23 protein-coding genes are annotated in these 26,902 nt (G+C 72.2%); 10 read left to right on the forward strand and 13 right to left on the reverse strand.

The annotated features are described in order from the left end of the window. Window positions 1–41: 41 nt before the first annotated feature. On the reverse strand, window positions 42–1,949 hold the full coding sequence (locus tag KV381_RS15665; RefSeq protein ID WP_218785422.1) for a hypothetical protein: 1,908 nt from the start codon (window positions 1,947–1,949) through the stop codon (window positions 42–44). A 216-nt stretch (window positions 1,950–2,165) separates the two neighbouring features. Here KV381_RS15665 and radA point away from each other — a divergent pair, with 216 nt between their 5' ends. Both radA and disA read left to right on the forward strand, forming a co-directional pair. Beyond that, window positions 2,166–3,587, forward strand: a complete 1,422-nt coding sequence (gene radA, locus KV381_RS15670; protein WP_103536762.1) for a DNA repair protein RadA — start codon at window positions 2,166–2,168, stop codon at window positions 3,585–3,587. An 80-nt stretch (window positions 3,588–3,667) separates the two neighbouring features. Further along, complete coding sequence (disA, locus tag KV381_RS15675; RefSeq protein ID WP_006125491.1) at window positions 3,668–4,792, forward strand: DNA integrity scanning diadenylate cyclase DisA; 1,125 nt, start codon at window positions 3,668–3,670, stop codon at window positions 4,790–4,792. Window positions 4,793–5,076: 284 nt separating this feature from the next. On the opposite strand, the gene KV381_RS15680 is transcribed toward disA, so the two are convergent. Beyond that, entirely contained in the window at window positions 5,077–5,901 is an 825-nt protein-coding gene (locus tag KV381_RS15680) for a hypothetical protein (protein ID WP_234024694.1), read from the reverse strand. Between the two features lie 218 nt (window positions 5,902–6,119). Here KV381_RS15680 and KV381_RS15685 point away from each other — a divergent pair, with 218 nt between their 5' ends. The 5 genes from KV381_RS15685 to cseC all read left to right on the forward strand — a co-directional run bounded on the left by KV381_RS15685 (window position 6,120) and on the right by cseC (window position 10,818). After that, complete coding sequence (locus KV381_RS15685; protein WP_030087860.1) at window positions 6,120–7,034, forward strand: A/G-specific adenine glycosylase; 915 nt, start codon at window positions 6,120–6,122, stop codon at window positions 7,032–7,034. A gap of 161 nt (window positions 7,035–7,195) precedes the next feature. Then, window positions 7,196–7,867: a SigE family RNA polymerase sigma factor gene (locus tag KV381_RS15690; RefSeq protein ID WP_030087862.1), complete on the forward strand. Its 672-nt coding sequence runs from the start codon at window positions 7,196–7,198 to the stop codon at window positions 7,865–7,867. 128 nt (window positions 7,868–7,995) lie between these two features. Further along, window positions 7,996–8,679, forward strand: coding sequence for a hypothetical protein (locus KV381_RS15695; RefSeq protein WP_030625806.1), 684 nt, complete (start codon window positions 7,996–7,998; stop codon window positions 8,677–8,679). Window positions 8,680–8,759: 80 nt separating this feature from the next. Continuing rightward, window positions 8,760–9,473, forward strand: a complete 714-nt coding sequence (cseB, locus tag KV381_RS15700; RefSeq protein WP_030087866.1) for a two-component system response regulator CseB — start codon at window positions 8,760–8,762, stop codon at window positions 9,471–9,473. A 7-nt stretch (window positions 9,474–9,480) separates the two neighbouring features. Further along, on the forward strand, window positions 9,481–10,818 hold the full coding sequence (gene cseC, locus KV381_RS15705) for a two-component system sensor histidine kinase CseC (RefSeq protein WP_030087868.1): 1,338 nt from the start codon (window positions 9,481–9,483) through the stop codon (window positions 10,816–10,818). A gap of 243 nt (window positions 10,819–11,061) precedes the next feature. Here cseC and KV381_RS15710 read toward each other — a convergent pair whose 3' ends face one another. Further along, entirely contained in the window at window positions 11,062–11,778 is a 717-nt protein-coding gene (locus tag KV381_RS15710; RefSeq protein WP_030087870.1) for a M23 family metallopeptidase, read from the reverse strand. 458 nt (window positions 11,779–12,236) lie between these two features. On the opposite strand from KV381_RS15710, the gene KV381_RS15715 reads away from it, so the two are divergent. Continuing rightward, the gene (locus KV381_RS15715) at window positions 12,237–12,593 is read left to right on the forward strand and encodes a trypco2 family protein (protein ID WP_218785424.1); all 357 of its coding nucleotides are present in this window, start codon (window positions 12,237–12,239) and stop codon (window positions 12,591–12,593) included. Further along, entirely contained in the window at window positions 12,590–15,856 is a 3,267-nt protein-coding gene (locus KV381_RS15720; RefSeq protein ID WP_218785425.1) for a serine protease, read from the forward strand. The genes KV381_RS15715 and KV381_RS15720 overlap by 4 nt, the downstream gene beginning before the upstream one ends. A gap of 103 nt (window positions 15,857–15,959) precedes the next feature. Here the strand turns inward: KV381_RS15720 and KV381_RS15725 are convergent, their stop codons facing one another. Beyond that, window positions 15,960–18,488: an ATP-dependent Clp protease ATP-binding subunit gene (locus KV381_RS15725; RefSeq protein ID WP_030087877.1), complete on the reverse strand. Its 2,529-nt coding sequence runs from the start codon at window positions 18,486–18,488 to the stop codon at window positions 15,960–15,962. A gap of 450 nt (window positions 18,489–18,938) precedes the next feature. Here KV381_RS15725 and KV381_RS15730 point away from each other — a divergent pair, with 450 nt between their 5' ends. Beyond that, entirely contained in the window at window positions 18,939–19,541 is a 603-nt protein-coding gene (locus KV381_RS15730; protein WP_030087879.1) for an SCO3374 family protein, read from the forward strand. Here the strand turns inward: KV381_RS15730 and KV381_RS15735 are convergent. From KV381_RS15735 to panC, 9 genes are all read right to left on the reverse strand, one after another. After that, window positions 19,520–19,855, reverse strand: a complete 336-nt coding sequence (locus KV381_RS15735) for an Lsr2 family protein (RefSeq protein ID WP_018489329.1) — start codon at window positions 19,853–19,855, stop codon at window positions 19,520–19,522. The genes KV381_RS15730 and KV381_RS15735 overlap by 22 nt on opposite strands. Before the next feature lie 144 nt (window positions 19,856–19,999). Further along, entirely contained in the window at window positions 20,000–20,569 is a 570-nt protein-coding gene (locus tag KV381_RS15740) for an amino-acid N-acetyltransferase (protein WP_030625797.1), read from the reverse strand. A 9-nt stretch (window positions 20,570–20,578) separates the two neighbouring features. Continuing rightward, entirely contained in the window at window positions 20,579–21,037 is a 459-nt protein-coding gene (locus tag KV381_RS15745; RefSeq protein WP_086779590.1) for a BlaI/MecI/CopY family transcriptional regulator, read from the reverse strand. A gap of 131 nt (window positions 21,038–21,168) precedes the next feature. Beyond that, window positions 21,169–21,348, reverse strand: a complete 180-nt coding sequence (locus KV381_RS15750) for a hypothetical protein (protein WP_030087885.1) — start codon at window positions 21,346–21,348, stop codon at window positions 21,169–21,171. Between the two features lie 81 nt (window positions 21,349–21,429). Next, a complete protein-coding gene (locus tag KV381_RS15755; protein WP_030087888.1) occupies window positions 21,430–22,014 on the reverse strand; it encodes a hypothetical protein in 585 nt (194 codons plus the stop codon). Window positions 22,015–22,174: 160 nt separating this feature from the next. Beyond that, complete coding sequence (locus KV381_RS15760; RefSeq protein ID WP_030087892.1) at window positions 22,175–22,972, reverse strand: type III pantothenate kinase; 798 nt, start codon at window positions 22,970–22,972, stop codon at window positions 22,175–22,177. Then, window positions 22,972–24,009, reverse strand: coding sequence for a carboxylating nicotinate-nucleotide diphosphorylase (nadC, locus tag KV381_RS15765; protein ID WP_030087894.1), 1,038 nt, complete (start codon window positions 24,007–24,009; stop codon window positions 22,972–22,974). Before nadC ends, KV381_RS15760 begins: the two co-directional genes overlap by 1 nt. 163 nt (window positions 24,010–24,172) lie before the next feature. Further along, window positions 24,173–25,858, reverse strand: a complete 1,686-nt coding sequence (locus KV381_RS15770) for an L-aspartate oxidase (protein WP_218785428.1) — start codon at window positions 25,856–25,858, stop codon at window positions 24,173–24,175. Continuing rightward, window positions 25,855–26,874 (reverse strand): pantoate--beta-alanine ligase, encoded by a 1,020-nt coding sequence (panC, locus tag KV381_RS15775; RefSeq protein ID WP_218785429.1) that lies wholly within the window; start codon window positions 26,872–26,874, stop codon window positions 25,855–25,857. The genes KV381_RS15770 and panC overlap by 4 nt, the downstream gene beginning before the upstream one ends. Window positions 26,875–26,902: the final 28 nt, after the last annotated feature.

Here is a 26,902-nt window from a genome sequence, read left to right on the forward strand (position 1 = left end):
GTACGTCCGGCGGCGGGGCGTGAGGGCCCCGCCGCGCTCCGTCAGCCCGTCGGGCCCGGGTCCGACGGGCTCGGGTCGGTCGGGGCCGGGTCCGTGGGGCCCGGGTCCGTCGGGTCGGTGGGGTCCGGGGTCGGTTCGGGCGGGTCCGTGGGGTCCGGCGGGTCGGTCGGGTCCGGCGGGTCCGTGGGGTCGGTCGGGCCGGGGTCGGTGGGCCCGGGATCGGTGGGGCCGGGGCCCGGATCGGTCGGGCCCGGGTCGGTGGGGCCGGGGTCCGTGGTGCCCGGGTCCGTCGGGCGGGGCGAGTCCGTGCCGGGCCGGGTGGGGCGCGGGCCGCCGGTCGTCGGGGAGGTGACCCCGTTGCCCTCGATGAGCACGGCGGAGCCCGAGGGGATCAGCGCGATCCGGGCCCGCCACGGCCCGCCCGGCTGTGCGTCCCGGATCACCGAGACCGCGATCGTGGTGGACCGCCCGGGCGCGAGCGTGCCGGACGTACGGCTGAGCCGCAGCCACCGGGCGTCGGTCGCCGCCGACCAGCTGACCGGTTCCCGGCCGGGGTTGGTCAGCGTGATCGTGGTGACGGCCCCGGAGGTCCGGGCCGTCACCGCCAGCCGGGCGTCGCCCTGCTGCGCGCCGCCGGTGCTGACGACCTCGGCGGTGACGTCCGGGACGCGGGCGCCGAAGCGGTCGCCGGGACTGCCGTGGCCGGTGTTCTCGTACGGGGAGTACGGGTCGCCGCTCATTCCGCCGGCGCCGTCCACCTCCGTGGCGGTGACCGAGGTGCCGTCGTGGCCCTCGCCGGTCTGCGGCGCGCCCCGGTACGCGGCCCACAGGGCGATGACGGGGGCGGCGACCACCGTCGCGACGACCGTGGTGGTCACGACCCGGGCGCGCAGCCGGTCGCGGCGGGCTGCCTGGTCCTTGGGGTCGAGCGGGAATCCGGACCGGTCGAAGCGCGGGCCCGCGGCGCGGGAGCGCTGGGCCTGGGCCGTCGCGACGTACACGGAGGGGCGGGGGGCCTCCACGAGGGGCAGGGCGGCGACCGGGGCCAGGGCGGCTCCAGGCCAGGGGCCCTCCGCGTCCGCCCGCTCGGCGGCGCGGCGGCAGCGGGGGCAGTCGTCGACGTGCCGGACGAGCTCGCGGCGCAGGGCGGCGGAGAGCAGCACCTGGTGGTCGCCGGTGAGCCGGGCGACGGTGGGGCAGTTGCCCGCCTCGACGACGGCGAGGGCGGCGCGGGTGCGTTCCACCTCGCAGGCCGCGGCGGCCAGCAGCTCGCGGGCGGTGGCGGGCTCAAGGCCGAGGACGGCGGCGACGGCGCGCGGGGTGAGCCGGTGGCGTACGGCCAGTTCGAGCGCTTCGCGCTGCTCCGGGGTGGTGCCCGCGGCCTCGGGCCAGGCGAGCGTGGCGAGCTCCCGGCGGCGGGCTTCGGCGGCCGGTGACTCGGCGGGGGCGGGGGTGGCGGCGTCCTCGGGGGTGGCGGGGGGCCGCGCGGGGCCGGCGGGCGGGGTGTGCTCCGGCGTGCGCCGGGTGGAGTGCGCCCCCTTTCCGGTCTCGGGTGCCGTGGGCGTACCGGTCTCGGAGGCCTTGACCGTTCCGGAGGGCTGGCGGTGGGCCTGGCGGCCGCGCTTGCGCTCGGCGAGGGTGCGCAGACAGGTCCACCGGGCCAGCGCGTACAGCCAGGATTGACGTTCCTCCTCGGCCGTGGGGCCCCGGGCGTCCTGCCGGTCCGCGATCGACAGGACGGCGCCGAGCGCCTCGGTGGCCGCGTCGTGGTCGCAGAGCACGGAGAGGCAGTAGGTGAACAGTCCGTCGAGATACGGCTCGTAACGTGCGGGCGGTCGCTGTGCCGGAGCGTGGGGGGCTCGGCGGTGCGCCCGGTGTGCGCCGGTGGTGTGCGTGGGGGTCTCCAGCCTGCTGCTCGTCACCCGGCGACCGTAGGCAAAGGAGCGCATGCCTCAAGTGCCCCTTGAGCACATTTAATCCTTACGGGTGAATGTATCCCTCGAAAGAGTCGTGAAAGAGGACAGAGATCATGGATTCGGGCGGGAGCGCCCAGGAGCACTCGCGAGTGCTTCCGTGCGCCCTGCGTGCGGACGGACGGCGCGCACACCGGCCGTGGCGCCGACCGTGCGGGCGGCGTTGTCGTACCCCACCTATACGGTGACGCCATGGCTGCCCGTACGAAATCCGCGAAGGACCGGCCGTCCTACCGCTGCACCGAATGCGGCTGGACCACCGCCAAGTGGCTCGGCCGTTGCCCCGAGTGCCAGGCGTGGGGGACGGTCGAGGAGTTCGGCGGCGCGCCCGCCGTGCGCACCACCGCGGCGGGCCGGGTCTCCACGGCGGCGCTGCCGATCGGCCAGGTCGACAGCCGTACGGCCACCGCCCGCTCGACCGGCGTCGGTGAGCTGGACCGGGTGCTCGGCGGCGGGCTCGTGCCGGGCGCGGTCGTGCTGCTGGCCGGCGAGCCGGGCGTCGGCAAGTCGACGCTGCTGCTGGACGTGGCGGCCAAGGCGGCGAGCGACGACCACCGCACGCTCTATGTGACCGCCGAGGAGTCCGCGAGCCAGGTCCGGCTGCGGGCCGACCGGATCAAGGCGATCAACGACCACCTGTACCTCGCCGCGGAGACCGATCTCTCCGCGGTGCTCGGCCATCTGGACGCGGTGAAGCCCTCGCTGCTGATCCTGGACTCGGTGCAGACGGTCGCCTCGCCCGAGATCGACGGCGCGCCCGGCGGAATGGCCCAGGTCCGGGAGGTCGCCGGGGCGCTGATCCGGGCGTCCAAGGAGCGCGGGATGGCCACGCTGCTGGTCGGCCACGTCACCAAGGACGGCACCATCGCCGGGCCCCGGCTGCTGGAGCACCTGGTGGACGTGGTGCTCTCCTTCGAGGGCGACCGGCACGCCCGGCTGCGGCTGGTGCGCGGCGTCAAGAATCGTTACGGGGCGACCGACGAGGTCGGCTGCTTCGAGCTGCACGACGAGGGCATCACCGGTCTCGCCGACCCCTCGGGCCTCTTCCTTACCCGTCGCGACGTTGCGGTGCCGGGCACCTGCCTCACCGTGACGCTGGAGGGCAAGCGGCCGCTGGTCGCCGAGGTGCAGGCACTCACCGTCGACTCGCAGATCCCCTCGCCCCGGCGCACCACCTCCGGTCTGGAGACCTCCCGGGTCTCGATGATGCTCGCCGTACTGGAGCAGCGCGGCCGGATCAGCGCGCTCGGCAAGCGGGACATCTACAGCGCGACGGTGGGCGGTGTGAAGCTCACCGAGCCCGCCGCCGACCTGGCCATCGCGCTCGCGCTGGCCAGCGCCGCCAGCGACACCCCGCTCCCGAAGAACCTGGTCGCGATCGGTGAGGTGGGGCTCGCGGGCGAGGTCAGGAGGGTCACCGGGGTGCAGCGGAGGCTGGCCGAGGCACACCGGCTGGGCTTCACCCACGCGCTCGTTCCGACCGATCCGGGGAAGGTCCCGGCCGGTATGAAGGTCACGGAAGTCGCCGACATGGGCGATGCTCTGCGGGTCCTCCCGCGCCGGTCTCGTCAAGAGGCGCCGCAGCCTCGTCAGGAAGACAACGCGCGCCGGTAGACTTTGCCCTGGTCTCGCCCGCCCGTGGACACGGCATGGGGGACGCAAGGGCACCGCAAACCTGTGACCGGAGGAGTGCAGTGGCAGCCAACGACCGGGCGACGACGCCCGGAAAGTCCGGCCAAGGCACCGGTAACGAGGCGCTGATGCGCGCCTCGTTGAGCGCGGTCGCGCCCGGAATGGCCCTGCGGGACGGCCTGGAGCGCATTCTCCGCGGCAATACCGGTGGCCTGATCGTGCTGGGCATGGACAGAACCGTCGAGTCGATGTGTACCGGCGGATTCGTGCTGGACGTGGAGTTCACGGCGACGCGCCTGCGCGAGCTGTGCAAGCTCGACGGGGCGCTGATCCTGGACAAGGACATGACCAAGATCCTGCGGGCCGGGGTGCAGCTGGTCCCGGACGCCTCGATCCCCACGGAGGAGACGGGCACCCGGCACCGTACGGCGGACCGGGTCTCCAAGGCGTGCGGCTTCCCCGTCGTCTCGGTCTCCCAGTCGATGCGGCTGATCGCGCTGTACGTGGACGGGGAGCGGCGGGTCCTGGAGGAGTCCTCCGCGATCCTGTCCCGGGCCAACCAGGCGCTCGCGACGCTGGAGCGGTACAAGCTGCGCCTCGACGAGGTGGCGGGCACGCTGTCCGCGCTGGAGATCGAGGACCTGGTCACCGTCCGGGACGTGACGGCGGTGGCGCAGCGGCTGGAGATGGTGCGGCGGATCGCGACGGAGATCGCGGAGTACGTGGTCGAGCTCGGCACCGACGGACGGCTCCTCTCGCTCCAGCTGGACGAGCTGATCGCCGGGGTGGAGCCGGAGCGGGAGCTGGTCGTCCGGGACTACGTCCCCGAACCGACGGCGAAACGGTCGCGCACGGTGGCCGAGGCGCTGACCGAGCTGGACTCCCTGAGCCACACGGAGCTGCTGGAGCTGCCGGTGGTGGCGCGGGCGCTGGGCTACAGCGGCTCGCCGGAGACGCTGGACTCGGCGGTGTCGCCGCGGGGCTTCCGGCTGCTGGCGAAGGTGCCGCGGCTGCCGGGGGCGATCATCGAGCGGCTGGTGGAGCACTTCGGTGGCCTCCAGAAGCTGCTGGCGGCCAGCGTGGACGATCTCCAGACGGTGGACGGGGTGGGCGAGGCCCGGGCGCGGAGTGTGCGCGAGGGGCTGTCGCGGTTGGCGGAGTCGTCGATCCTGGAACGCTACGTCTGACCCTTCCAGCCCGTCCGGCGCCCTCCCAGCCCGTCCGGCGTTTGAGGACGGAACCCTGGGCCACAGCAGACCTTGCTTACACGGGCTGGCCCGAACCCTTAGGCGCTTCGCCCGTCCGCATGGACGGTTCCGTCCTCAAGCGCCGGACGGGCTGGGTTTCCGGGCTCGACCAGCCCCATCGACGCCTCGCCCGTCCACGTCGACGGTTCCGTCCTCAAGCGCCGGACGGGCTGGAGTGGTCGCCGGACGGGCTGGGGTGGGCGTCGGACGGGATGGGGGGCGGGTCAGTCCTTGGTGAGGACGAAAGAGGCTCGTTGGACCGGTTCGCCGGGGGCCTTCGCCTCCAGGAGGTACGTTCCCGGGCCCGCCTTGCCCGCCGGCGGCGTCGCGCAGCCGGGGGCCGACAGCGTGCGGTTCCAGTCCACCGTGTGGACCACCGTCGCCCCCGCCGGCACCTTGAGGAACAGCGCACCGGCCGCGGCGGGGCAGTCCTTCGAGGACCAGATCGGGTCGTCGTCCTCGCCCCCCGCCTCGGTGACCGTGAGCACCGCGTTCCTCGGCCCGAAGTCGGCCTTGCACGTGGTCGACGAGGTGTTCTTCGCGATCAGTTCGAACCTCGGCCGGTCGTCGGGCCCGTAACTGACCTTCGTCCGCAGGCTCAACTGCACCGCGGCCGGCGTGCAGTCGGGGAGCGAGGAGCCGGCCGGAACCTGCTGGCCCGCCGTGCCACCGCCGCCCGAACCGGCCGTGCCCGCACCCGCCTCCGTACCCGACGAGCCGCCGGAACCCGTATCCGTACCGCCGGTTGACGATCCGTCGGACGAGCCGCCCGAGGGCTCACCCGATCCGCCGGAGCCGTCCTCCTCGTCCGACTCGTCGCGCCCGCCCGGCTGTTGGCTGATCGCGGGGCCGGAGCCAGAAGGGCCGGGGTCGATCGACTTGGCCGGGCCGGAGCCGCCGGACTTGCCGTCGTCCCGGCCGCCCCCGCCGCCTCCTCCGGACGTCACCGCCCAGGCGATCAGCACGGCGAGCAGCGCAACCAGAAGTCCCGCTACCGCCCTTCGTCGCCAGTAGATGCTGGAGGGAAGCGGACCGACCGGATTGCGCATAGATCCCACGGTCCGAACTCTACGAGAGTTCTGGGCCGTCTCCGGCCCCACCCGCCGCTCCGGTCACAAGTTTTGCCGATCATCATCACGGGAATCGGCCACGAGACGGTCACAGGGGACAGAACGGGTGGCGTTGGCACCCGCGGGACCGCCGCACGGGGCGACACCCCCGCACCCGTGACGCCCGCCCCTCCTTCCGTGCCAGGATCGTCAGTGCCATGACTGCCATGACTTCGACGTCACCCCAGACGCCCCCCGCCGCCGCCTCCCTCCACACCCCCGTCATCGGGTGGTTCGAGCAGCATGCCCGCGATCTGCCCTGGCGCCGCCCCGAAGCGGGCGCCTGGGGCGTGATGGTCAGCGAGTTCATGCTGCAGCAGACCCCGGTGAACCGGGTCCTCCCGGTGTACGAACAGTGGCTCGCCCGCTGGCCCCGCCCCGCCGACCTGGCCGCCGAGGCGCCCGGGGAGGCGGTCCGCGCCTGGGGCCGGCTCGGCTACCCGCGCCGCGCGCTCCGCCTGCACGGGGCCGCGCAGGCGATAACGGAACGGCACGGCGGCGATGTGCCGAGCGAGCACGCCCAGCTGCTGGCGCTGCCCGGGATCGGCGAGTACACGGCGGCGGCCGTGGCCTCGTTCGCGTACGGACAGCGGCACGCGGTGCTCGACACGAACGTCCGCCGGGTGTTCGCCCGTGCCGCGACCGGCGTCCAGTACCCGCCGAACGCCACCACGGCCGCCGAGCGCAAGCTCGCGCGGGCGCTGCTGCCCGAGGAGGACGAGCGGGCGGCGCGCTGGGCGGCGGCCACGATGGAGCTGGGCGCGCTCGTGTGCACCGCGCGCAACGAGGACTGCGACCGCTGCCCGATCGCCTCGCGGTGTGCCTGGCGGCTGGCCGGGAAGCCCGCGCACCAGGGGCCGCCGCGCAAGGGCCAGACGTACGCCGGTACCGACCGCCAGGTGCGCGGGCGGCTGCTGGCGGTGTTGCGGGACGCACTGAACCCGGTGCCGCAGGCCGCGCTGGACGCGGTGTGGCAGGAGCCGGTGCAGCGTGCCCGGGCGCTGGACGGGCTGGTGGCGGACGGGCTCGTCGAGCCGCTGGCCGACGGCCGGTACCGGCTGCCGCTGACCTGATCCACCCGACGTTCCCGGGGCCCGCCCCACCCCGCTGTTACACAACCGATGGGCAGCCGTGCACCGGCCTACGGCTGCTCCGCACATCGCCGTGACAACGCCTCCGTAGCGTCTCCGACAGCAGTGACCACGGGGAAACATCGGGGACGGAGGCGGTTGTCATGGCGCAGGGCGAGGTGCTCGCGTTCGAGGACTACGTACGCACACGGCAGGAGGCGCTGCTGCGCAGCGCGCGCCGTCTGGTTCCCGACCCCGTGGACGCCCAGGACCTGCTGCAGACCGCCCTGGTCCGCACCTACGGCCGCTGGGACGGCATCGCCGACAAGTCGCTGGCCGACGCCTATCTGCGCCGCGTCATGATCAACACCCGTACGGAGTGGTGGCGGGCGCGCAAGCTCGAAGAGGTGCCGACCGAGCAGCTGCCCGACGCGAGCGTCGAGGACGGCAGCGAGCAGCGCGCCGACCGCGCCCTCCTGATGGACATTCTGGGCATTCTGGCTCCCAAGCAGCGCAGCGTCGTCGTCCTGCGACACTGGGAGCAGATGAGCACGGAGGAGACGGCCGCGGCGCTCGGCATGTCGGCCGGTACGGTCAAGAGCACGCTGCACCGGGCGCTGGCGCGACTGCGCCAGGAGCTGGAAAGCCGCGAGCTGGACAGCCGCGAGGCGGTCGCCCGGGAGACCGGGAGCCACCGGAGCGCGGCGCCGGCCGTCTCCGCCCGGGTCCCCGCCCAGCGGTCGCCGGTCACGTCGGTGCGGGGGGCGAGGGCACACACATCGGCGCAGCGGAACGGGCGTCACGACGAGCGGGGGATGGAGCGGTGCGCGGCCTGAGCGGCAGCAGCAGCGGCGGGGACGGCTTCGGGCACGGCTTCGGGGACGGCTCCCCGACCGGCCCCGGTGGCCCGGACGACGGCGACGACCCGGGCAGACCGGGCCGGAGCCGGGGCTTCCGGGCCGGTATGGCGGCGAGTGGCACGGCCTTGGCCGGACTCGCCGCCTTCGGGCTGTTCTGCGTCGGCTGCTCCACCGGTGGCACCGGCACCCGCGACGAGGGCCCCGCGGGCAGTCAGCCGGTCGCCCAGATCACCCCGCAGGCCAGCCCTTCCGGCACGACCCCGCCCGTCCGGCGGGTCGACGCCGTACGGCTCCTCCAGGGCGACCCCAAGGTGGGCGAGCAGGTCAGGGAGGGGCTCAGGCCCTGCGCGGGCAAGGCCTATCCGGTCGACACCTCCTACGGGTCGCTGACCGGCGGCCCGTCCGCCGACGTGGTCGTCAACGTGATGAGCTGCGCCGACTCGGTGAGCGTCGGGACGTACGTCTACCGGGCGGACGACGACGGCGCGTACAAGAACGTCTTCTCGGCCGAGGTCCCCGCCGTCTACGGCACGATCGACCGGGGCGACCTGGTGGTGACGACCCAGGTCTACGGGTCGAAGGATCCGCTGTCGTCCCCCTCCGGCTCGGAGGTGGTCACCTACCGTTGGGCGAGCGACCGCTTCACCGAGCACGACCGGGTGCACAACGACTTCAGCCGTGCCGTCGAGGGCGCGGACGGTGATCTGCCCGTGCAGTCGGAGCCGGTGGATCCGGTGGAACCGGAGCCGGTTCCCTCGGACGGACCGGTGAAGCCGGACAGGAACTGACACCCGGCGGCTCCGGCCCCGGGCAGGAACGACGTCACGCCGGTGGAACCGGGCAGGAACGGAAAGCGAGAAGCAGCGCCATGGCCGAGACCCACGTCCTCTTCGTCGAGGACGACGACGTCATCCGCGAGGCCACCCAGCTCGCCCTGGAGCGGGTCGGCTTCACGGTCACCGCGATGCCCGACGGGCTCTCCGGTCTGGAGGCGTTCCGCGCCGACCGGCCGGACATCGCCCTGCTCGACGTGATGGTGCCGGGCCTGGACGGGGTGAGCCTGTGCCGCCGCATCCGGGACGAGTCGACCGTACCGGTGATCATGCTCTCCGCCCGGGCCGACTCGATCGACGTGGTGCTCGGCCTGGAGGCCGGGGCCGACGACTACGTCACCAAGCCCTTCGACGGCGCGGTCCTGGTCGCCCGCATCCGGGCGGTGCTGCGCCGCTTCGGCCACGCGGCCGGACCGGACGGCCCGGGTCAGGGCGGTACGGAGGAGGACACCGAGGCGCTCGGCGGGGTGCTGGTCTTCGGCGATCTGGAGGTCGACACCGACGGTATGGAGGTGCGGCGCGCCGGTGAGCAGGTGGCGCTGACGCCCACCGAGATGCGGCTGCTGCTGGAGTTCTCGTCGGCGCCGGGCACCGTGCTGTCCCGCGACAAGCTCCTGGAGCGGGTCTGGGACTACGGCTGGGGCGGTGACACCCGGGTCGTGGACGTCCACGTCCAGCGGCTGCGCACCAAGATCGGCCAGGACCGGATCGACACGGTCCGCGGCTTCGGCTACAAACTGCGCGGCTGAGGCCCGGATGAAGCGACTGGCGCTGCGGACCGGTGTCCGCTGGAAGATCAGCATCGCCATCGCGGCGGTCGGCGCGCTCATCGCGGTGGCGCTGAGCCTCGTGGTGCACAACGCGGCCCGCGTATCGATGATCGAGAACGCCCGCGAGGTGCAGCTGGAGCGGCTGCTGGGCGCCCAGCGCTTCTACGAGGCGACGAGCATGCAGAGGGGCGGGCCGAAGTTCGGGGCGAAGCTGAACGACCCGACGATCCCGCAGAGCCTGCGCGACGAGGTCCGCAAGAACCGCCGGGCCACCCATGTGACACAGAGTTCCGACGGGGTTCCCGAGGTCTGGGCGGCGGTGCCGCTGGCCAACGGCGACGTGCTCTCGCTGCACACCCGGTTCGCGGACCGCTCCGCCACGATCATGGACGACCTGGACCGGGCCCTGATCATCGGCTCGGTCTCGGTGGTCTTCGGCGGCTGCGCGCTCGGCGTGCTCATCGGCGGCCAGCTCTCCCGGCGGCTGCGCAAGGCGGCGGCCGCGGCGGGCCGGGTCGCCCAGGGGCAGACGGACGTACGCGTCAGGGAGGCGGTCGGCGGCGTCGTGCGCGACGAGACCGACGAGCTGGCGCGGGCGGTCGACGCGCTGACCGACGCGCTGAACGAACGGATCGAGGCGGAGCGCCGGGTCACCGCGGACATCGCCCATGAGCTGCGTACCCCGGTGACCGGGCTGCTCACGGCGGCCGAGCTGCTGCCGCCGGGCCGCCCCACCGAGCTGGTACGGGACCGGGCCCAGGCGATGCGCACCCTGGTCGAGGACGTGCTGGAGGTGGCCCGCCTGGACAGCGCGTCGGAGCGGGCGGAGCTCCAGGAACTGCCGCTCGGCGAGTTCGTCAGCCGCCGGATCGGGCTGCTGAACCCCGACGTGACCGTACGGGTGATCCATGAGTCGTGGGTCTCCACCGATCCGCGCCGACTGGAGCGCATCCTCGGCAATCTGCTCGGGAACGCCGCCAAGCACGGCTCCACCCCGGTGGAGGTCACGGTCGAGGGCCGGGTGGTACGGGTCCGCGACCACGGCCCGGGGTTCCCGGAGGAGCTGCTGCGGGACGGGCCGAGCCGGTTCCGTACGGGCTCCGTGGACCGGGCCGGGCACGGGCACGGGCTCGGCCTGACGATCGCGGCGGGCCAGGCGCGGGTGCTGGGCGCCCGGCTGACCTTCCGCAACGCGGCGCCCTCGGGTGCGGCGGAGGGCACGGGCGGGGCGATCGCGGTGCTGTGGCTGCCGGAGCACGCGCCGACGGTGACGGGGAGCTTCCCGGTGCTGCGGATGGCGGACCAGCGGCAGCCGTCGGACTGAGCAGCGCCACGCCCTGCGGCGGAACGCCTCCCGCCGGGCCGCCGGACCCGCGGGAACGCCGACGGCGACCCCGAGGAGTGAGCCGTGAGGCTGTCCTCGACGTCGCCGTCGATCGGGTGACCCGGGCGCACGCCCCGGGTACCGGGGTGTAACGGGTCCACTGAACGCTCTTCGGTTGTGCTGCGCGGCCGCCGGGTGCCTAGAGGCGGCCGGTCGGGAGCCGCGCGGTTACGCCGGGCCGGATCAGATGGAGACGTGCACCGAGCGGAGGAACGCGGCCGGGTTCAGCGCCGAGCCGTAGTTCGGGGTGGTGCGGATCTCGAAGTGCAGGTGCGGGCCGCTGGAGTTTCCGGTGTTGCCGGACAGGGCGATCTTCTGGCCCGTCTTCACGTGCTGGCCGATCTTCACGTTGACCTTCGACAGGTGCGCGTACTGCGAGTACTTGCCGTTGGAGTGCTTGATCACGACGGCGTTGCCGTACGCGGGGCCGTCGCCGGCGCCGTTCGGGCCGGCCTTCACGACGGTGCCGGTGTGGGCGGCCGTGACCGTGGTGCCGATCGGCACGGCGAAGTCCTGGCCGGAGTGCTTGGCGGCCCAGCGGGCGCCACCGGTGCCGTAGCTGGCGGTCAGCGTGTACTTCTTGACCGGGGTCTTCCAGGAGGCGGCGTTCTTCTTCGCGGCCTTCTTCTTGTCCTCGGCCTTCTTCTTCGCGTCGGAGGCCTTCTTCGCGGCCGCCTTCTTGGCCGCGTCGGCGGCCTTGCCCTGCGCGGTCGCCTGCGCGGCGACGGAGTTGGCGGTGGTGTTCGCGGCAAGGGGAGCCGCAGCGGCCTCGGTGCCGCTGGAGGCGAACGCCGTTCCGGCACCCAGCACCACGGACGCCCCCAGGCCGGCGGCCAGGACGGCGCCACGGACGCGGAAGGCGGACGGGCGGATGGTGTGCTGGTTCGTTGCGCGCTTCATACGAGGAAGTCCTCCGAAGGTGAGTGGACCCGGCGTGCTGTCCGGGCTTGCTCCACCTTGGTAACCCGCACCCCCACCCATGCTCAAACACCCCATCTACGAAGAAAAGCCGTAGAGGGGGCTGGGGGAATTCGCCGCGCTTGTCCCTTTACGGGGAGGCGGCGCGGGCCATGAAATCCTTCGCGCGAAAGACGTTTAACGCCTGTTCCGTGGGCTCGTTTCCGGACATGGCACCGCGAAACGGTCGTATCACCCAAAACCTCGAAAGGGCCTGCCGATGCCGGGCCGAAGGTCCCGAGGCCGATCACGGCCTCTGCTCCTAGCCCGGGTAGTAGGCCTGTTTCGGCCTGTGCGCCTTGTCACCGCCGGTGGGACCTTGGTCCTTCCGATTCGGGACCTTCGGCCTGCTACTTCACTACGCTGGCGGGAAAGCGGCACCGCACCCCCGGGGGACCCCAATGACGGCCGAGAACACCCATGCACTGGACGGCATCGAGCTCGCGGACGCCGTCGCGTCCATCCGCAACCAGCTGATCGACGCGGCGACCCGGGGCACGGACCACCCCGTCTCCTTCGCGGTCGGCGACATCCAGATGGAGTTCACCCTCGAACTACGCCGGGAGGCGAAGGCGGGCGGCAAGGTGAAGGCCTGGGTGGTCGACGCGGGCGCGGACGCCGCCCGCGCCACGGGCCGCACGCACAAGGTCGCCTTCACCCTGACGCCGCGCAACGCCGTGACGGGCGAGGCGTGGGAGATCGGGACGGAGGACGACGGGTCGACGGCGGGGTTCGGTGACGGGGCCGTCCGGCCGTGAGCGGTGTGCCTCTGGCCGACCGTACGGTCGTCGTCTCCGCGATCCAGCAGGGCAGCGGCGTCCTGATCGCCGACCGGTTGGTCCTCACCTGCGCCCACGTGGTCAAGTCCGGGTCCGTCCTGATCGCCCACCCGGCCGTCTCCGGCCGCGTACGGGCCACCGTCGCCTGGATCGACTACGAACTGGACGTGGCCCTGCTGGAGACCGTCGAGCCGGTGCGCCCGGTCCCGCCCGTGCGGCTCGGGGTGGTCGACACCCGCCAGGCGATACCCGACTGCGAGATCACCGGCTTCCCGCGCGTCCAGCGCTACGGCCGCGACCAGCGCCTGGAGGCCGACCAGTACACGGCGACGGTCCTGCCGCTGGCGGGCCGGGTCCGCGACCTGCTGGTCTGCGATCTCGACGGCCCGCCCGGGGCCCGCCCGGACGACGAGCCGGCCGCCCTGTCCGGGCTCTCCGGCGGCCCGGTCTTCATGGGGGACGTGCTGCTGGGCATCGCCCGGCAGGTCCCGCGGCAGCGCGACGGCCGCCGGGTCGAGTGCGTCCCGCTCGCCCCGGTCCTGGCGGCGCAGCCCTTCCGCCTCGTCTGCCGACGCGCCGGGGTCGACCTGCGCGAGGAACGCGTCCACGGCAGCTTCCCGCGCGATCTGCGGTACGAGGCGGAGTACGCGCAGGCGCTCGGAGTGGCGTACCGCCGTACGAAGATCTTCGGCCTGGACGAGCTGAGCCGGCACGAAGCCGAGTGGGACCTGGACACCGCCTACCTCAGCCTGGAGGCCCAGGCGCAGGACCGGGCCGCACAGCACCGGGGGATGGCGGAGGCCGCGCCGCCACTCCCCCAGCGCATCGACGCCCTCCTCGCCGACCGCCCCCGGGTCCTGCTGCGCGGCGAGGCCGGAGCGGGCAAGACGACGCTGCTGTGGTGGCTGGCCGCGCACGCCTCGGCCCGCACCCTGGGTGACGCGCTGGCCCCGCTGAACGGCCTGATCCCCTTCGTCGTCCCCCTGCGCACCCTGCGGGCCCGTGGGGTGACGTTTCCGGGCCCGGCGGAGCTGCAGGGCGCGGCCGGGCTGGTGATCGACACGGCCCCGGAGGGCTGGGCGGGCCGGGTTCTGGAGTCCGGGCGGGCGTTACTGCTGGTGGACGGCCTGGACGAGGTGCCGCCGGAGGAGCGCGAGCAGGCGCACACCTGGCTCTCGCAGCTCCTGACCCGCTACCCGGACACCCGCTGCGTCGCGACCGTACGCCCTCTCGCCGTGGAGCCGGACTGGCTGCGCTCGGAAGGCTTCGCGGAGTTACGGCTCCTGCCGATGCGGAACGAGGACATCCAGGCGTTCGTGGCCTCCTGGCACCGGACCGCCCGGCTGTCGGAGGAGGACGACGCCGGGCGGCTGGACGAACTGGAACGCGACCTGGCCCACCAGTTCGACCAGAACTCCACGCTCCGTGACCTGGCCCGTACGCCGCTGCTCTGCGCGGTGGTCTGTGCCCTGCACCGCCGCCGCGACGGCTTCCTCCCGGAGACCCGCTGGCAGCTGTACCGCTCGGCCCTGGAGATGCTGCTGGGCCACCGCGACCACCGCCGCCGGATCGGGAACCCCGAGGGCGTCGACCTGGACGTGGAGGAATCCACCCAGCTCCTCCAGCGGATCGCCGTCTGGCTGGTCCGTGAGGGCCAGTCCGAGTTCACCCGGGACCAGGCCCTGCGCCAACTCGACCGTGCGCTGGCGGGGATGGAACGGGTCAGGGCCCAGGGCCCGCCGGAGAAGATCCTCACCCACCTGCTCAACCGCAGCGGCCTGCTCCAGGAACACACCGACGCCGCCTATCAGTTCATCCACCGGACCTTCCAGGACTACCTGGCCGCGAAGGAACTCGTCGAGGACGACCACCTGGGCGAACTGCTCCGCCACGCGGACGATGAGCCCTGGCAGGATGTGATCCTGCTGGCGTCGGGGCACTGCGGGCGGCGCGAACTGGGCTTGCTCGTATCCGGGTTGCTGGACGCGGGCGAGAGGTGCGAGCCGGGGTCGGTCGAGCGGACCGACCTCCACGTCCTGGCCGCACTGTGTGCGCAGCACGCGGCGTGGCTGGACGGGGCGGTACGCGACCGGGTCCGGGTGAGCGTCGCGAGGCTGTTCCCGACCCACAGCGCGGATCAGCTGAACACCCTGGCACGGCTCGGGCAGGACGCGCTGGCCGTCCTCCCGCAGCCGGGCGACGTACCGGTCGACAGCGCGATCGCCGAGCAGGCGGTGCTCCTCCTCGGCCTGATCGGCGGGGCGCAGGCGATCCCGGTGGCCCGGGACTGGGCACGCGCGCATCCGGGCCTGGGCAAGACGATGGCGGACTGCTGGGAGGCCTTCCCTCCCGAAGCCTTCGCCGTCGAAGTGCTGAGTCACTACTGCCTGGCCGGGGCATCGATCACGATCACCGACTCCCGGCGGTTGAAGGCCCTGCGCCATCTGCCGTCCGCCGACTACCTCTCCTTCGGGGGCGACATCTCCGAAGCGGAGCTGGGCGAGGTGCTTGGCGGGAGGGCGCTGGAGTTCCTCTTCCTCGCCGAGAACCACCGGTTCTCGGACCTCTCCGTGCTGAACGGATGCGGGGAGACCCTCCGGCACCTCTTCTTCCGCTGGTGTCCGCAGATCAAGGACCTTCGCCCGCTTCAGGCGCTGAGCGCTCTCATGACGCTGAGGCTCGACGCCACTCATCTGCCACCGGCGCTCCTGGGCCCGCTGGCGGACATCCCCGCGCTGACCGCACTGTGGCTGGTCTGTCCGGACGTACGGAAGCTCAGCGAGCTACCCGCCCACCGGCAGGTGACACGCCTGGCGGTGGAGACCGAGCACCCCTTGGCGCTGGACGCCCTCCATGACTGGCCGGCGCTGACCTCACTGGAGCTCTCGGGCACGCACGCGTCCCTCGCCACCTTGGCGGATCTGCGGGCGCACCCGAGGATCACCCGACTTGAGCTGACGGAGTTTCCGTGGGGCAGCCCGGCGACGGTCCCCGTAGACGCACCGTCGGTCACCGAACTGACCCTGCCGTCGCCCCCGCGCGGGGAGAACCTGGCGTCCATCCGGCACAGCTTCCCCGCGCTCGGCCACCTGATCCTCCTGGTGCGCGATACCACCGAGGTGCTGGACCTCACCACACTGCACGCATGGCCAGGCCTCCGGGCGACCGTCGCCGGGACACATGTCCCGAAACTCGTCGGGGCGGCCGAGCTGGGCGACCGGCTGAAGATCGACATCTCCTGACCCACGAGGGGGAGGCCCCCCTGAGCACCGAAAAGGGGCTGCCCCGGACCGGCCGTTGAAAGCCGGTTCCGGGGCAGCCCCTCAGCTGTGCGCTACGAAAGCGTCACGCGTCCTTCGTCAGGTTCGGGCCGGCGCCGCCTGCCGCCTGCTCGATCGGGGGGACGTCGGGCAGAGCCGACTTCTCCTCGCCGCGGAAGGTGAACGTCTTGTCGTCACCCTCGCCCTCGGTGCCCACGACCACGATGTGACCGGGACGCAGCTCACCGAAGAGGATCTTCTCGGAGAGGATGTCCTCGATCTGCCGCTGGATCGTCCGGCGCAGCGGCCGGGCGCCCATCACGGGGTCGTAGCCCTTCTTCGCGAGGAGCGTCTTGGCCTCGGCGCTGAGCTCGATGCCCATGTCGCGGTCCTTGAGACGCTCGTCGACCTTGGCGAGCATGAGGTCGACGATCTGGATGATGTCTTCCTCGGTCAGCTGGTGGAAGACCACCGTGTCGTCGACACGGTTGAGGAATTCCGGCCGGAAGTGCTGCTTGAGCTCTTCGTTGACCTTGACCTTCATGCGCTCGTAGTTCGTCTTGACGTCGCCCTGGGCGGCGAAGCCCAGGTTGAAGCCCTTCGAGATGTCCCGGGTCCCGAGGTTGGTCGTCATGATGATGACCGTGTTCTTGAAGTCCACGACCCGACCCTGGGAGTCGGTCAGGCGACCGTCCTCCAGAATCTGGAGCAGGGAATTGAAGATATCGGGGTGGGCCTTCTCGACCTCGTCGAAGAGGACGACGGAGAACGGCTTGCGGCGCACCTTCTCGGTGAGCTGGCCGCCCTCCTCGTACCCCACGTAACCGGGGGGCGAACCGAAGAGGCGGGAAACCGTGTGCTTCTCGCTGAACTCCGACATGTCGAGGGAGATCAGCGCGTCCTCGTCGCCGAAGAGGAATTCGGCGAGCGTCTTGGAGAGCTCGGTCTTACCGACACCGGACGGACCGGCGAAGATGAACGAGCCACCCGGGCGCTTCGGGTCCTTCAGACCGGCTCGCGTACGGCGGATCGCCTGCGAAAGGGCCTTGATGGCGTCCTTCTGCCCGATGACGCGCTTGTGGAGCTCGTCCTCCATGCGCAGCAGACGGGAGGATTCCTCCTCCGTCAGCTTGAAGACCGGGATTCCGGTGGCCGTGGCCAGGACTTCGGCGATGAGCTCGCCGTCGACCTCGGCGACGACGTCCATGTCGCCGGCCTTCCACTCCTTCTCCCGCTTGGCCTTCGCCGCCAGCAGCTGCTTCTCCTTGTCGCGGAGCGAGGCTGCCTTCTCGAAGTCCTGGGAGTCGATGGCCGACTCCTTGTCCCGGCGGACACCGGCGATCTTCTCGTCGAACTCGCGGAGGTCCGGCGGCGCGGTCATGCGGCGGATGCGCATCCGGGAGCCGGCCTCGTCGATCAGGTCGATCGCCTTGTCCGGCAGGAAGCGGTCCGAGATGTACCGGTCGGCCAGGGTCGCGGCCTGGACGAGGGCCTCGTCCGTGATGGAGACCCGGTGGTGGGCCTCGTAACGGTCGCGCAGACCCTTGAGGATCTCGATGGTGTGCGGCAGCGACGGCTCCGCGACCTGGATGGGCTGGAAGCGGCGCTCAAGAGCGGCGTCCTTCTCCAGGTGCTTGCGGTACTCGTCGAGCGTGGTGGCGCCGATGGTCTGGAGCTCACCGCGCGCCAGCATGGGCTTCAGGATCGAAGCCGCGTCGATGGCGCCTTCCGCGGCACCCGCACCGACCAGCGTGTGGAGCTCGTCGATGAACAGGATGATGTCGCCGCGGGTGCGGATCTCCTTGAGGACCTTCTTCAGGCGCTCCTCGAAGTCACCCCGGTACCGCGAACCGGCGACCAGGGCGCCGAGGTCCAGGGTGTAGAGGTGCTTGTCCTTGAGGGTCTCGGGCACCTCGCCCTTGACGATCGCCTGGGCCAGGCCCTCGACGACCGCCGTCTTGCCGACGCCGGGCTCGCCGATGAGGACCGGGTTGTTCTTGGTCCGGCGGGACAGCACCTGCATGACCCGCTCGATCTCCTTCTCGCGCCCGATGACCGGGTCGAGCTTGGACTCACGAGCGGCCTGGGTGAGATTCCGGCCGAACTGGTCGAGCACCAGGGACGTGGAGGGCGTGCCCTCGGCGGGACCGCCTGCGGTGGCCGCCTCCTTGCCGCCCGAGTACCCGGAAAGCAGCTGGATGACCTGCTGCCGGACCCGGTTCAGGTCGGCGCCCAGCTTCACGAGGACCTGGGCTGCGACGCCCTCGCCCTCGCGGATCAGGCCGAGCAGGATGTGCTCGGTGCCGATGTAGTTGTGGCCCAGCTGAAGGGCCTCGCGGAGCGACAGCTCCAGGACCTTCTTGGCTCGCGGGGTGAAGGGGATGTGCCCGGAAGGAGCCTGCTGCCCCTGCCCGATGATCTCCTCCACCTGCTGGCGGACCGCCTCGAGCGAAATCCCGAGGCTCTCCAGGGCCTTAGCGGCGACACCCTCACCCTCGTGGATCAGGCCCAGGAGGATGTGCTCGGTGCCGATGTAGTTGTGGTTGAGCATCCGGGCTTCTTCCTGAGCCAGGACGACAACCCGCCGCGCGCGGTCGGTGAACCTCTCGAACATCGTTAATCGCTCCTCAGAGCGGTCGGTCAGTGAGGGGTCGGTCCCCTCCCAGTCCTTCCGCATGCTAGTCCCGCAGGACGGGACAGCTCATTCCAACTGCCGACATCCGTCCGGATCACCCCGCGCCGGGCGGGGATTCTTACTGCCGAACAGCTGACAACTGCTCCAACCCGATGGTGCGAGACGATGTTCCCGCAGGCCAGGCAGATACCCCTTTCGCCAGTACGCCGATGGCGAACGTGAGACGCCTCGGCCAGCGTGTCGCCCCTTCCCACTAGGAAAGTCTTACCCGCAATCACTGACAGTCCATGCGGCGCGCCCCGGTTCCCTCCGCTACGGGCGAACATCCTTGCGCTGCTGAATGCTCTCGCGCGCCCCTTCGGGCGGCACACAGGGTGATGCGTCGCGAACCGTGCGTAACTCCGGAGGCGGTTCGGCGGTTCATCGGACATGACCCCCACCGTCCCGCAGCCCCGCTCGTCACCCGATGCCGCTCCGGGTTCCGCCGACGCCGCTCTCGCCCGGCGGTACGCGAGGGAGCTGGGCTGGGCGACCGAGGGGCGCGCTCCGCTGCGGCTGCTCACCGGGGTGCGCTTCGATGTGCTGGAGCTGCCCGCCGAGGCCGGTCACGCCGTGCTGCGGCGCGGGGTGCGCACCGGTCCGGTGCTGCTGTCCGGTGCGCGGATGGGGCTGCTGGTCGCCGCGGGCGGCGCCGATGAGCTGCCGGGGCTGCTCGACTGGCTGGAGTGGGGTCCGGTCCCGCTGGACCTGACCGCCGTGGGTGCGGGGGGCCGCGTCGCGGCCCCGCCCCTCCCTGGTTCCCCGGGGGACTCGCCGGGGGCCGCGCTCTGGCTGCGGCCCCCAGAGCCGAGGCATGCGCCCGAGCCGGCACTGCCGGCCCTCATGGGCTTCGGGAGCAGCGGTGGGGGTGCCCCCGATCTCGTACGCCTGGTGGACGCCGCGGCCACGGAATGCCATCGGGTCCGGTTGTCGCACGCCCGCTCCGGGGTGCTGACAAGGGGTGGAGCGGATCAGCCGTTGGCCTTCTCGTAAGCCTCACGGATCTCGGCGGGAACGCGGCCGCGGTCATTCACATTGTGGCCGTTCTCCCGGGCCCACCGGCGGATTTCCGCGGTGTCCTTGTTACCGCCGGACACGGCGCGGCCCTTGCCACGGCCCGTGGCGGCACGGCCACCGGTGCGACGTCCACCCTTGGTGTAGGGCTCGAGAAGGCCGCGAAGCTTGTCCGCGTTGGCCGTGGTGAGGTCGATCTCGTACGTCTTGCCGTCAAGAGCGAACGTGACGGTCTCGTCTGCCTCGACGCCGTCGAGGTCATCGACAAGAAGGACCTGAACCTTCTGTGCCACGGGATATCCTTTCATCGAAAATGGAGTACGCGGAAAGGAAACCGCTTTTCCCTCGAAAACACAAACCCCCGGGAGAGGTTCAGCAGCCCGGGAAGACGGGAAACGTGCGCGATTCGGACATAGGGTTGCAGGTCCTTCTGCAGATCACAGGTGCAGAAGCATCCGGCTGTTGCCCAAGGTGTTCGGCTTCACTCGTTCGAGACCGAGGAACTCCGCGACACCCTCGTCGTAGGAACGCAGCAGCTCACTGTAGACATCGGTGTCGACGGGCGTCTCTCCGATCTCGACGAACCCGTGCTTCGCGAAGAAGTCCACTTCGAAGGTGAGACAGAAAACCCTGCGGACACCGAGCCATCGCGCGGTCTGCAAGAGCTTGTCCAGTACGTGGTGCCCCACCCCCGCGCCCTTGATGCGGGGGTCGACGGCAAGGGTCCGTACTTCTGCCAGGTCTTCCCACATGACATGAAGTGCGCCGCAGCCGATGACCGTCGCGTCCTCGTCGCGTTCCGCGACCCAGAACTCCTGGATGTCCTCGTAAAGGGTGACGGTCGCTTTGTCGAGCAGGATGCCCCCGGACACGTACCCGTCGAGGAGCCGTCGCACCGAACCGACATCACTCGTCCTGGCCCGTCGGACGGTGATGGCGGGCTTATTTACCGACGGGTCGGTATGGAGTTCGGTTTCCGGATCGCTTTGCGGCTGCTCTGAGGACATGCCCCGACGCTATCGCCCGCTCTCCGGCGTCGCGTCATCGGCCGGGGCGTCATCTCCGGCGGCGTCCGCGGTCGGTTCCCCGGGGTTGCCCGGGGCACTTTCGGCGGGGCCGGGGGAAACCATCCGAACGGCATCCTGGAGCGCTTCGCGCTGCTCGGCGGACATCATGCCGAAGAACGCGACAAGTGCGGCGGCGGGGTTGTCACTGAGTGACCAGGCTTCGTTCATCAGTGCGGCCGAGTAGGCGGCCCGGGTGGAGACGGCCGTATATCGATAGGCCCGGCCGTCGACTTCCCTGCGCACCCAGCCCTTCTGATGGAGATTGTCCATTACCGTCATCACGGTCGTGTAGGCGATGGACCGTTCCTGCTGAAGGTCCTCAAGGACTTCCCGCACCGTGACCGGTCGGTTCCATTGCCAGACGCGCGTCATCACGGCGTCTTCGAGGTCTCCCAATTGGCGGGGCACCAGATCATTTTAGTGCTAGATGTCCTGAATGTTCTGGTATTTACACAGCAAAAGAGCGCACGGCTCGGACGAGTCGTGCGCTCCGGGTGCGTACGCCGGGAAGGCGCGGGGCGGACAAGCCGCTTCCAGGGTCAGACATTCTCCGGACGAGCGGTCTGCTTTGCGGATTCCGCGCGGGCGAACGTCGCGTCCACCGCGGCGTCCTCCTTGGCCTTGTTCGGGCCGCCCTGACTCTTGACGATGATCACGATCAGGGCGATGAAGAAGACGGCCATCACCACGGGCGGCACGAGCGCGGATACATAGTCCATGCCGTCCAGAGTAGCGAGCCCCGAACGGCCCGACGCGGCGACCTCCCGGTGGAGGCCGCCGCGTCGGACACCGCCGGAGCGTCAGCCGGCCGCCCGCTCCTCGGACGGGGGCGGTGCGGGCCGGCGGCGCGGCGGGAAGACCTCGGAGGGCTTGGGCATCGGGCGGTCGCCGGGCTTCCGCGGACTGTCCGGGGCGGCCGGGGTCCTGGGCCGGTCCGGTTCCCGGTCGGCGGCGCGGCCGCCGGGCAGGGCGAGCAGCCGGCTGCGGGGGCCGGGGGCCGCGAGCCCGGCGGAGCGGCCGGCGAGCCGGGCGCGCACGGAACGCTCGGCGAGCACCTGACAGCGCTCCAGGAGGGTCGCCGCGAGCGGCCTCCCGCGCAGGGCGCGCAGCGCGGCCAGATCGTCCGGGCGGGGGTCGTAGCCGGCCGCCAGGGCGTCCTGGAGCAGCTCCAGATAGCCGGTGACGGAGCCGGGGAGGGCGTTGCGGTAGCGGGCGAGGTCGGCGAGGAGGAACGCTCGCAGCCGACCCGCCTCGCCGACCGCCTCGTCCACGGAGCCGGCGAGCCGCAGGCAGTCCTGGACGTCCTCGTCGGACAGGGGCATGGGGTGGAGGGCGATGGCGAGGGCACGTCGGAGCACCCGCAGCTCGTCCGCGCTGAACGCCATGCCGCCTCGTGAACCGTAGGGCGTGGGCATAGCGCGACAATACGTGCTAAATGGACAAAATCCGTTTAACTGGTCGCCGGTGGCGCGGCGTGCCGGAGCCGTTCCCCGGCCCGTCGTCCCGGCCGTTCCCGCAGGTACGCCGGGCCCCGCGGCGCGCCCGCTACGAGCGGGACACGTTCCGCTCGTAGACCAGGCGCAGCCCGATGAGCGTCAGCCACGGCTCGTGCTCGTCGATGACGGAGGACTCCCCCAACACCATCGGAGCAAGGCCGCCCGTCGCGATGACCGTGACGTCGTCCGGGTCGGCGGCCAGTTCCTTCTTCATCCGGGCCACCACCCCGTCGACCTGACCGGCGAAGCCGTAGATGATGCCGGACTGCATGGCCTCGACGGTGTTCTTGCCGATCACGCTGCGCGGCCGGGCCAGCTCGATCTTGCGGAGCTGGGCGCCCCGGACGCCGAGCGCCTCCACCGAGATCTCGATGCCGGGGGCGATCACCCCGCCCGCGTACTCGCCGCGCGGGGAGACCGCGTCGAAGGTGGTGGCGGTGCCGAAGTCGACGACGATCGCCGGGCCCCCGTACAGCTCGACGGCGGCGACCGCGTTGATGATGCGGTCCGCGCCGACCTCCTTGGGGTTGTCCATCAGGATCGGCACGCCCGTCTTGACCCCGGGCTCCACCAGGACGGCGGGGACGTCGCCGTAGTAGCGGCGGGTCACCTCGCGCAGCTCGTGCAGGACCGAGGGGACGGTGGCGCAGATCGCGATGCCCTCGATGCCGTCGCCCAGCTCCATGCCGAGCAGCGGGTGCATGCCCATCAGGCCCTGGAGCAGGACGGCCAGCTCGTCGGCGGTGCGACGGGCGTCGGTGGAGATCCGCCAGTGCTCGACGATCTCCTCGCCGTCGAAGAGGCCGAGGACCGTGTGCGTGTTGCCGACGTCGATGGTGAGCAGCATCAGGCGTCGGCCCCGTCCCCGGCGGAGGGCGACGCGGACGCGTCGCGGAAGTCCAGGCCGATGTCGAGGATCGGCGAGGAGTGGGTGAGCGCGCCGACCGCGAGATAGTCGACGCCCGCCTCCGCGTAGGCGCGGGCCGAGTCGAGGGTGAGGCGGCCCGAGGACTCCAGGATCGCCCGGCCGTCGACCAGGGCGACCGCCTCGGCGGTCTCGGCCGGGGTGAAGTTGTCCAGCAGGATCAGGTCGACGCCCGCGTCCAGCACCTCGCGGACCTGGTCCATCGTGTCGACCTCGACCTCGATGGGCAGCTCGGGGAACTCGGCGCGCACGCGCTTGAACGCCTCCGCGACGCCGCCCGCGGCGATCACGTGGTTGTCCTTGACCAGGGCCGCGTCGGAGAGCGACATCCGGTGGTTGACGCCGCCGCCGCAGCGCACCGCGTACTTCTCCAGCGCGCGCAGGCCCGCCGTCGTCTTGCGGGTGTCGCGGACCCTGGCCTTGGAGCCCTCCAGCACGTCCGCCCAGGCGCGGGTGGCGGTCGCGATGCCCGAGAGGCGGCAGAGCAGGTTGAGCGCGCTGCGCTCGCCGGTCAGCAGGTCGCGGGTGCGGGTGGTGACGGTCAGCAGCTTCTGGCCGGGGACGATCCGGTCGCCGTCCTCGACGTGCCGCTCGACCTCGAACGCCTCGGTGCAGACGATCGACAGGACCGCCTCGGCGACCCGGAGCCCGGCGACCACACCGGCCTCGCGGGCGGTGAAGTCACCGGTGATCACGGCGTCCTCGGGCACGGTCGCCACCGTCGTGACGTCCACCCCGCCGTCGAGGTCCTCCTCGATCGCCACATGGGCGACGTCCTCGACCTGGACGGGGTCGAGTCCTGCCTGGGCCAGCAGCAGGGCGAGCGCCGGGTCCAGGCCGCACTCCAGGGCCTCGGGGTCGAAGCCCTCGTCACCGCCGCAGCCGCAGCCGTCGCCGCAGCCGCCTCCCGTGGGTGCGGGGGATGCGGGCGCGCCGACGCTGATCAGCGGTACGTCCACGGGTGTGGGGCGCGGATTCTCTTCGGGCGTGCTCACGGTGTCGGCTCCTCGGGGGCGTGGCGGGTGGTGCGGGTGGGGCTGGTGCTGCATGTCTTGCCGGTGCTGCGTGTGGTGCCGGTGCTGCTCCGCGGGTGTGGCGGAGCGGCTGCTTCCAGCAGTCTGCTCAATCCGACGGACGTACGGGCGGGAATGCGGCGGTCTCCGTGCGGTGGACGACCGGGGTGCGGTCCGGTGCGATGCGGACGACCAGGTGGCGGCGGCCGTGGGCGTCGTCGCGGTCGGGCCGGTCCTCGCGCCAGTGGCAGCCGCGGGTCTCCTCGCGTTGCCGGGCGGCGGCGACCAGGACCCGGGAGACCAGGAGCAGATTGGTGACCTCCCAGGCGTCGACCCCGGGCACGACGGCCTTGGACCCGTCCACGTCGGCGGCGGCCTCGCGGTGCAGGGCCTCCAGCTCATCGGCGGCGGTGGCCAGGCTGTCGGCGGAGCGCAGCACTCCGGCACCCCGGCTCATCGTGCGCTGGATCGCCGTACGGGCCTCGGGGGACAGCAGCGGGACGGGGGCGCCCGCGTCACCGGGGGCGTCGGCCGGTTCGGTGCGGGGCGGGCGGGCCTCGTCGATGTCGGCGGCGATGCGCTCGGCGAAGACCAGGCCCTCCAGGAGGGAGTTGGACGCTAGGCGGTTGGCCCCGTGCACCCCGGTGCAGGCTACCTCGCCGCAGGCGTACAGCCCGGGGACGGTGGTGCGGCCGCGCAGATCGGTGCGGACGCCGCCGGAGGCGTAGTGCGCGGCCGGGGCGACCGGGACCGGCTCGGTCACCGGGTCGATGCCGTGGGCCCGGCAGGCGGCCAGGATGGTGGGGAAGCGCTGCTCCCACATCCGCGCCCCGAAGTGCCGGGCGTCCAGATACATGTGCTCGGCGCCCTTCTCGTGCATCCGGCGCGTGATGCCCTTGGCGACGATGTCGCGCGGGGCCAGCTCGGCCAGCTCGTGCTGTCCGACCATGAACCGGACGCCGCCGGCGTCGACGAGATGCGCGCCCTCGCCCCGTACGGCTTCGGAGACCAGCGGCTGCTGGCCCTCGGAGTCCGCGCCGAGGAAGAGCACGGTCGGGTGGAACTGGACGAACTCCAGGTCGGAGACCTCCGCCCCGGCCCGCAGCGCCAGCGCCACGCCGTCGCCGGTGGAGACGGAGGGGTTGGTGGTGGCGGAGAAGACCTGGCCCATGCCGCCGGTGGCGAGGACCACCGAGGGGGCCCGGACCGCGCCGACACCGTCGTGCTGGCCCTCGCCCATGACATGCAGCGAGACACCCGCCGTACGGCCTTCGGCGTCCGTGAGCAGGTCCAGGACCAGGGCGTTCTCGATGGTGTGCAGGGCGGCCTCGCGGACCGCCCCGACCAGCGCGCGGGAGATCTCCGCGCCGGTCGCGTCACCGCCCGCGTGGGCGATGCGGCGGCGGTGGTGGCCGCCCTCGCGGGTCAGCGCGATGTCGCCGCTGTCGGTGGTGTCGAAGTGCGCGCCGGTGCCGATCAGCCGGCGTACGGCGTCGGGGCCCTCGGTGACCAGGGTGCGCACGGCCTCCTCGTCGCAGAGGCCCGCACCCGCGACGAGCGTGTCGTCGAGGTGCTGCTCGGGGGTGTCGCCCTCGCCGAGGGCCGCGGCGATACCGCCCTGGGCCCAGCGGGTCGAGCCGTCGTCGAGCCGGGCCTTGGTGACGACGACGGTGTCCAGACCGGCGGCGGCGCAGCGCAGGGCGGCGGTGAGTCCGGCGACACCGGAGCCGACCACCACGACGTCCGCGTCGATGGCCCAGCCGGGGGCGGGGGCGGTCAGCCGTATACCGGTCACGAGAGGGCTCCGAAGGTGAGGGGCAGGTTGTCGATGAGGCGGGTGTCCCCGACCCGGGCGGCGACGACGAGGATCGCCTCCCCGCTCTCGCGGTCGTCCGGGATCTCGGTGAAGTCCGCCGGGTCCACCAGGGCCAGGTAGTCCACGTCGAGGGGCGACCGGCCCCGGGCCGCGGCCTCCTCCAGCACGGTCCGGGCGGCGGCGCGGACGGCGGCGGGCGCCCCGTTGGGCCGGGCCAGCGCCACGGCCTGGGCGTCGGCGGCGGCCCGGGCCTCGCCCAGCCTGTTGAGCCCGGCGGCCCGGTCGCCGCCGGGCGCGGTGGCCCGGGCCCGCTCGTGCAGGGCCTGCTGGGCGGCGAGCCGGTCGCGGGCCGCGAACAGCGCGCGGGGCAGCGCGAGCGCGGTGTGCCGCTCCTCGGCGGAGAGGAAGCGGTTACGGCTGGAGAGCGCCAGGCCGTCCGCGTCGCGGACGGTGGGGACGCCGGTGATCCGGACGCCGAAATTCAGGTCGCGGACCATCCGGCGGATCAGGGCCAGCTGCTGGGCGTCCTTCTGCCCGTAGAACGCCTCGTCGGGGCGGGTGAGGTGGAGGAGCTTGGCGACGACGGTGAGCATCCCGTCGAAGTGCCCGGGCCGGGCCGCGCCTTCGAGGCGCTCGCCCATGGGTCCGGCGGTGATCCGGACCTGGGGCTCGCCGCCGGGGTAGACCTCGTCCGCGCCGGGGGCGAAGACCGCGTCGGCCCCCGCCGCCGCGGCGATCTCCAGGTCGGCGTCCAGGGTGCGCGGATAGCGGTCCAGGTCGGCGGCCTCACCGAACTGCAGCGGATTCACGAAGACGGTGACCACGACCTGGCCGTCCGGGCCGGCCGCCGCACGGGCGGCGCGGATCAGGGCGGCGTGGCCGTCGTGGAGCGCGCCCATCGTCATGACGACGGCCCGCTCGGCCCCGGCGGGGCGGGGCAGCGCGTCGAGCTCGGCGGCGGTGCGCAGGAGGGTGGTCCGCATCGTGCGTGTCATCGGGTCACCCCCGCTCCCGTACAGCTGT

Origin of the sequence: Streptomyces sp. WY228, from assembly GCF_019287315.1 — a bacterium.
GTDB classification, from domain to species: domain Bacteria; phylum Actinomycetota; class Actinomycetes; order Streptomycetales; family Streptomycetaceae; genus Streptomyces; species Streptomyces caviscabies.

Coding starts and splice junctions, on each gene's coding strand:
- KV381_RS15665 (WP_218785422.1), bottom strand. CDS start 1,949: ATGCGCTCCTTTGCCTACGGTCGCCGGGTGACGAGCAGCAGGCTGGAG.
- radA (WP_103536762.1), top strand. CDS start 2,166: ATGGCTGCCCGTACGAAATCCGCGAAGGACCGGCCGTCCTACCGCTGC.
- KV381_RS15680 (WP_234024694.1), bottom strand. CDS start 5,901: ATGCGCAATCCGGTCGGTCCGCTTCCCTCCAGCATCTACTGGCGACGA.
- KV381_RS15685 (WP_030087860.1), top strand. CDS start 6,120: ATGACTGCCATGACTTCGACGTCACCCCAGACGCCCCCCGCCGCCGCC.
- KV381_RS15690 (WP_030087862.1), top strand. CDS start 7,196: ATGGCGCAGGGCGAGGTGCTCGCGTTCGAGGACTACGTACGCACACGG.
- KV381_RS15695 (WP_030625806.1), top strand. CDS start 7,996: ATGGCGGCGAGTGGCACGGCCTTGGCCGGACTCGCCGCCTTCGGGCTG.
- cseB (WP_030087866.1), top strand. CDS start 8,760: ATGGCCGAGACCCACGTCCTCTTCGTCGAGGACGACGACGTCATCCGC.
- cseC (WP_030087868.1), top strand. CDS start 9,481: ATGAAGCGACTGGCGCTGCGGACCGGTGTCCGCTGGAAGATCAGCATC.
- KV381_RS15710 (WP_030087870.1), bottom strand. CDS start 11,778: ATGAAGCGCGCAACGAACCAGCACACCATCCGCCCGTCCGCCTTCCGC.
- KV381_RS15715 (WP_218785424.1), top strand. CDS start 12,237: ATGACGGCCGAGAACACCCATGCACTGGACGGCATCGAGCTCGCGGAC.
- KV381_RS15725 (WP_030087877.1), bottom strand. CDS start 18,488: ATGTTCGAGAGGTTCACCGACCGCGCGCGGCGGGTTGTCGTCCTGGCT.
- KV381_RS15730 (WP_030087879.1), top strand. CDS start 18,939: ATGACCCCCACCGTCCCGCAGCCCCGCTCGTCACCCGATGCCGCTCCG.
- KV381_RS15740 (WP_030625797.1), bottom strand. CDS start 20,569: ATGTCCTCAGAGCAGCCGCAAAGCGATCCGGAAACCGAACTCCATACC.
- KV381_RS15750 (WP_030087885.1), bottom strand. CDS start 21,348: ATGGACTATGTATCCGCGCTCGTGCCGCCCGTGGTGATGGCCGTCTTC.
- KV381_RS15755 (WP_030087888.1), bottom strand. CDS start 22,014: ATGGCGTTCAGCGCGGACGAGCTGCGGGTGCTCCGACGTGCCCTCGCC.
- KV381_RS15760 (WP_030087892.1), bottom strand. CDS start 22,972: ATGCTGCTCACCATCGACGTCGGCAACACGCACACGGTCCTCGGCCTC.
- panC (WP_218785429.1), bottom strand. CDS start 26,874: ATGACACGCACGATGCGGACCACCCTCCTGCGCACCGCCGCCGAGCTC.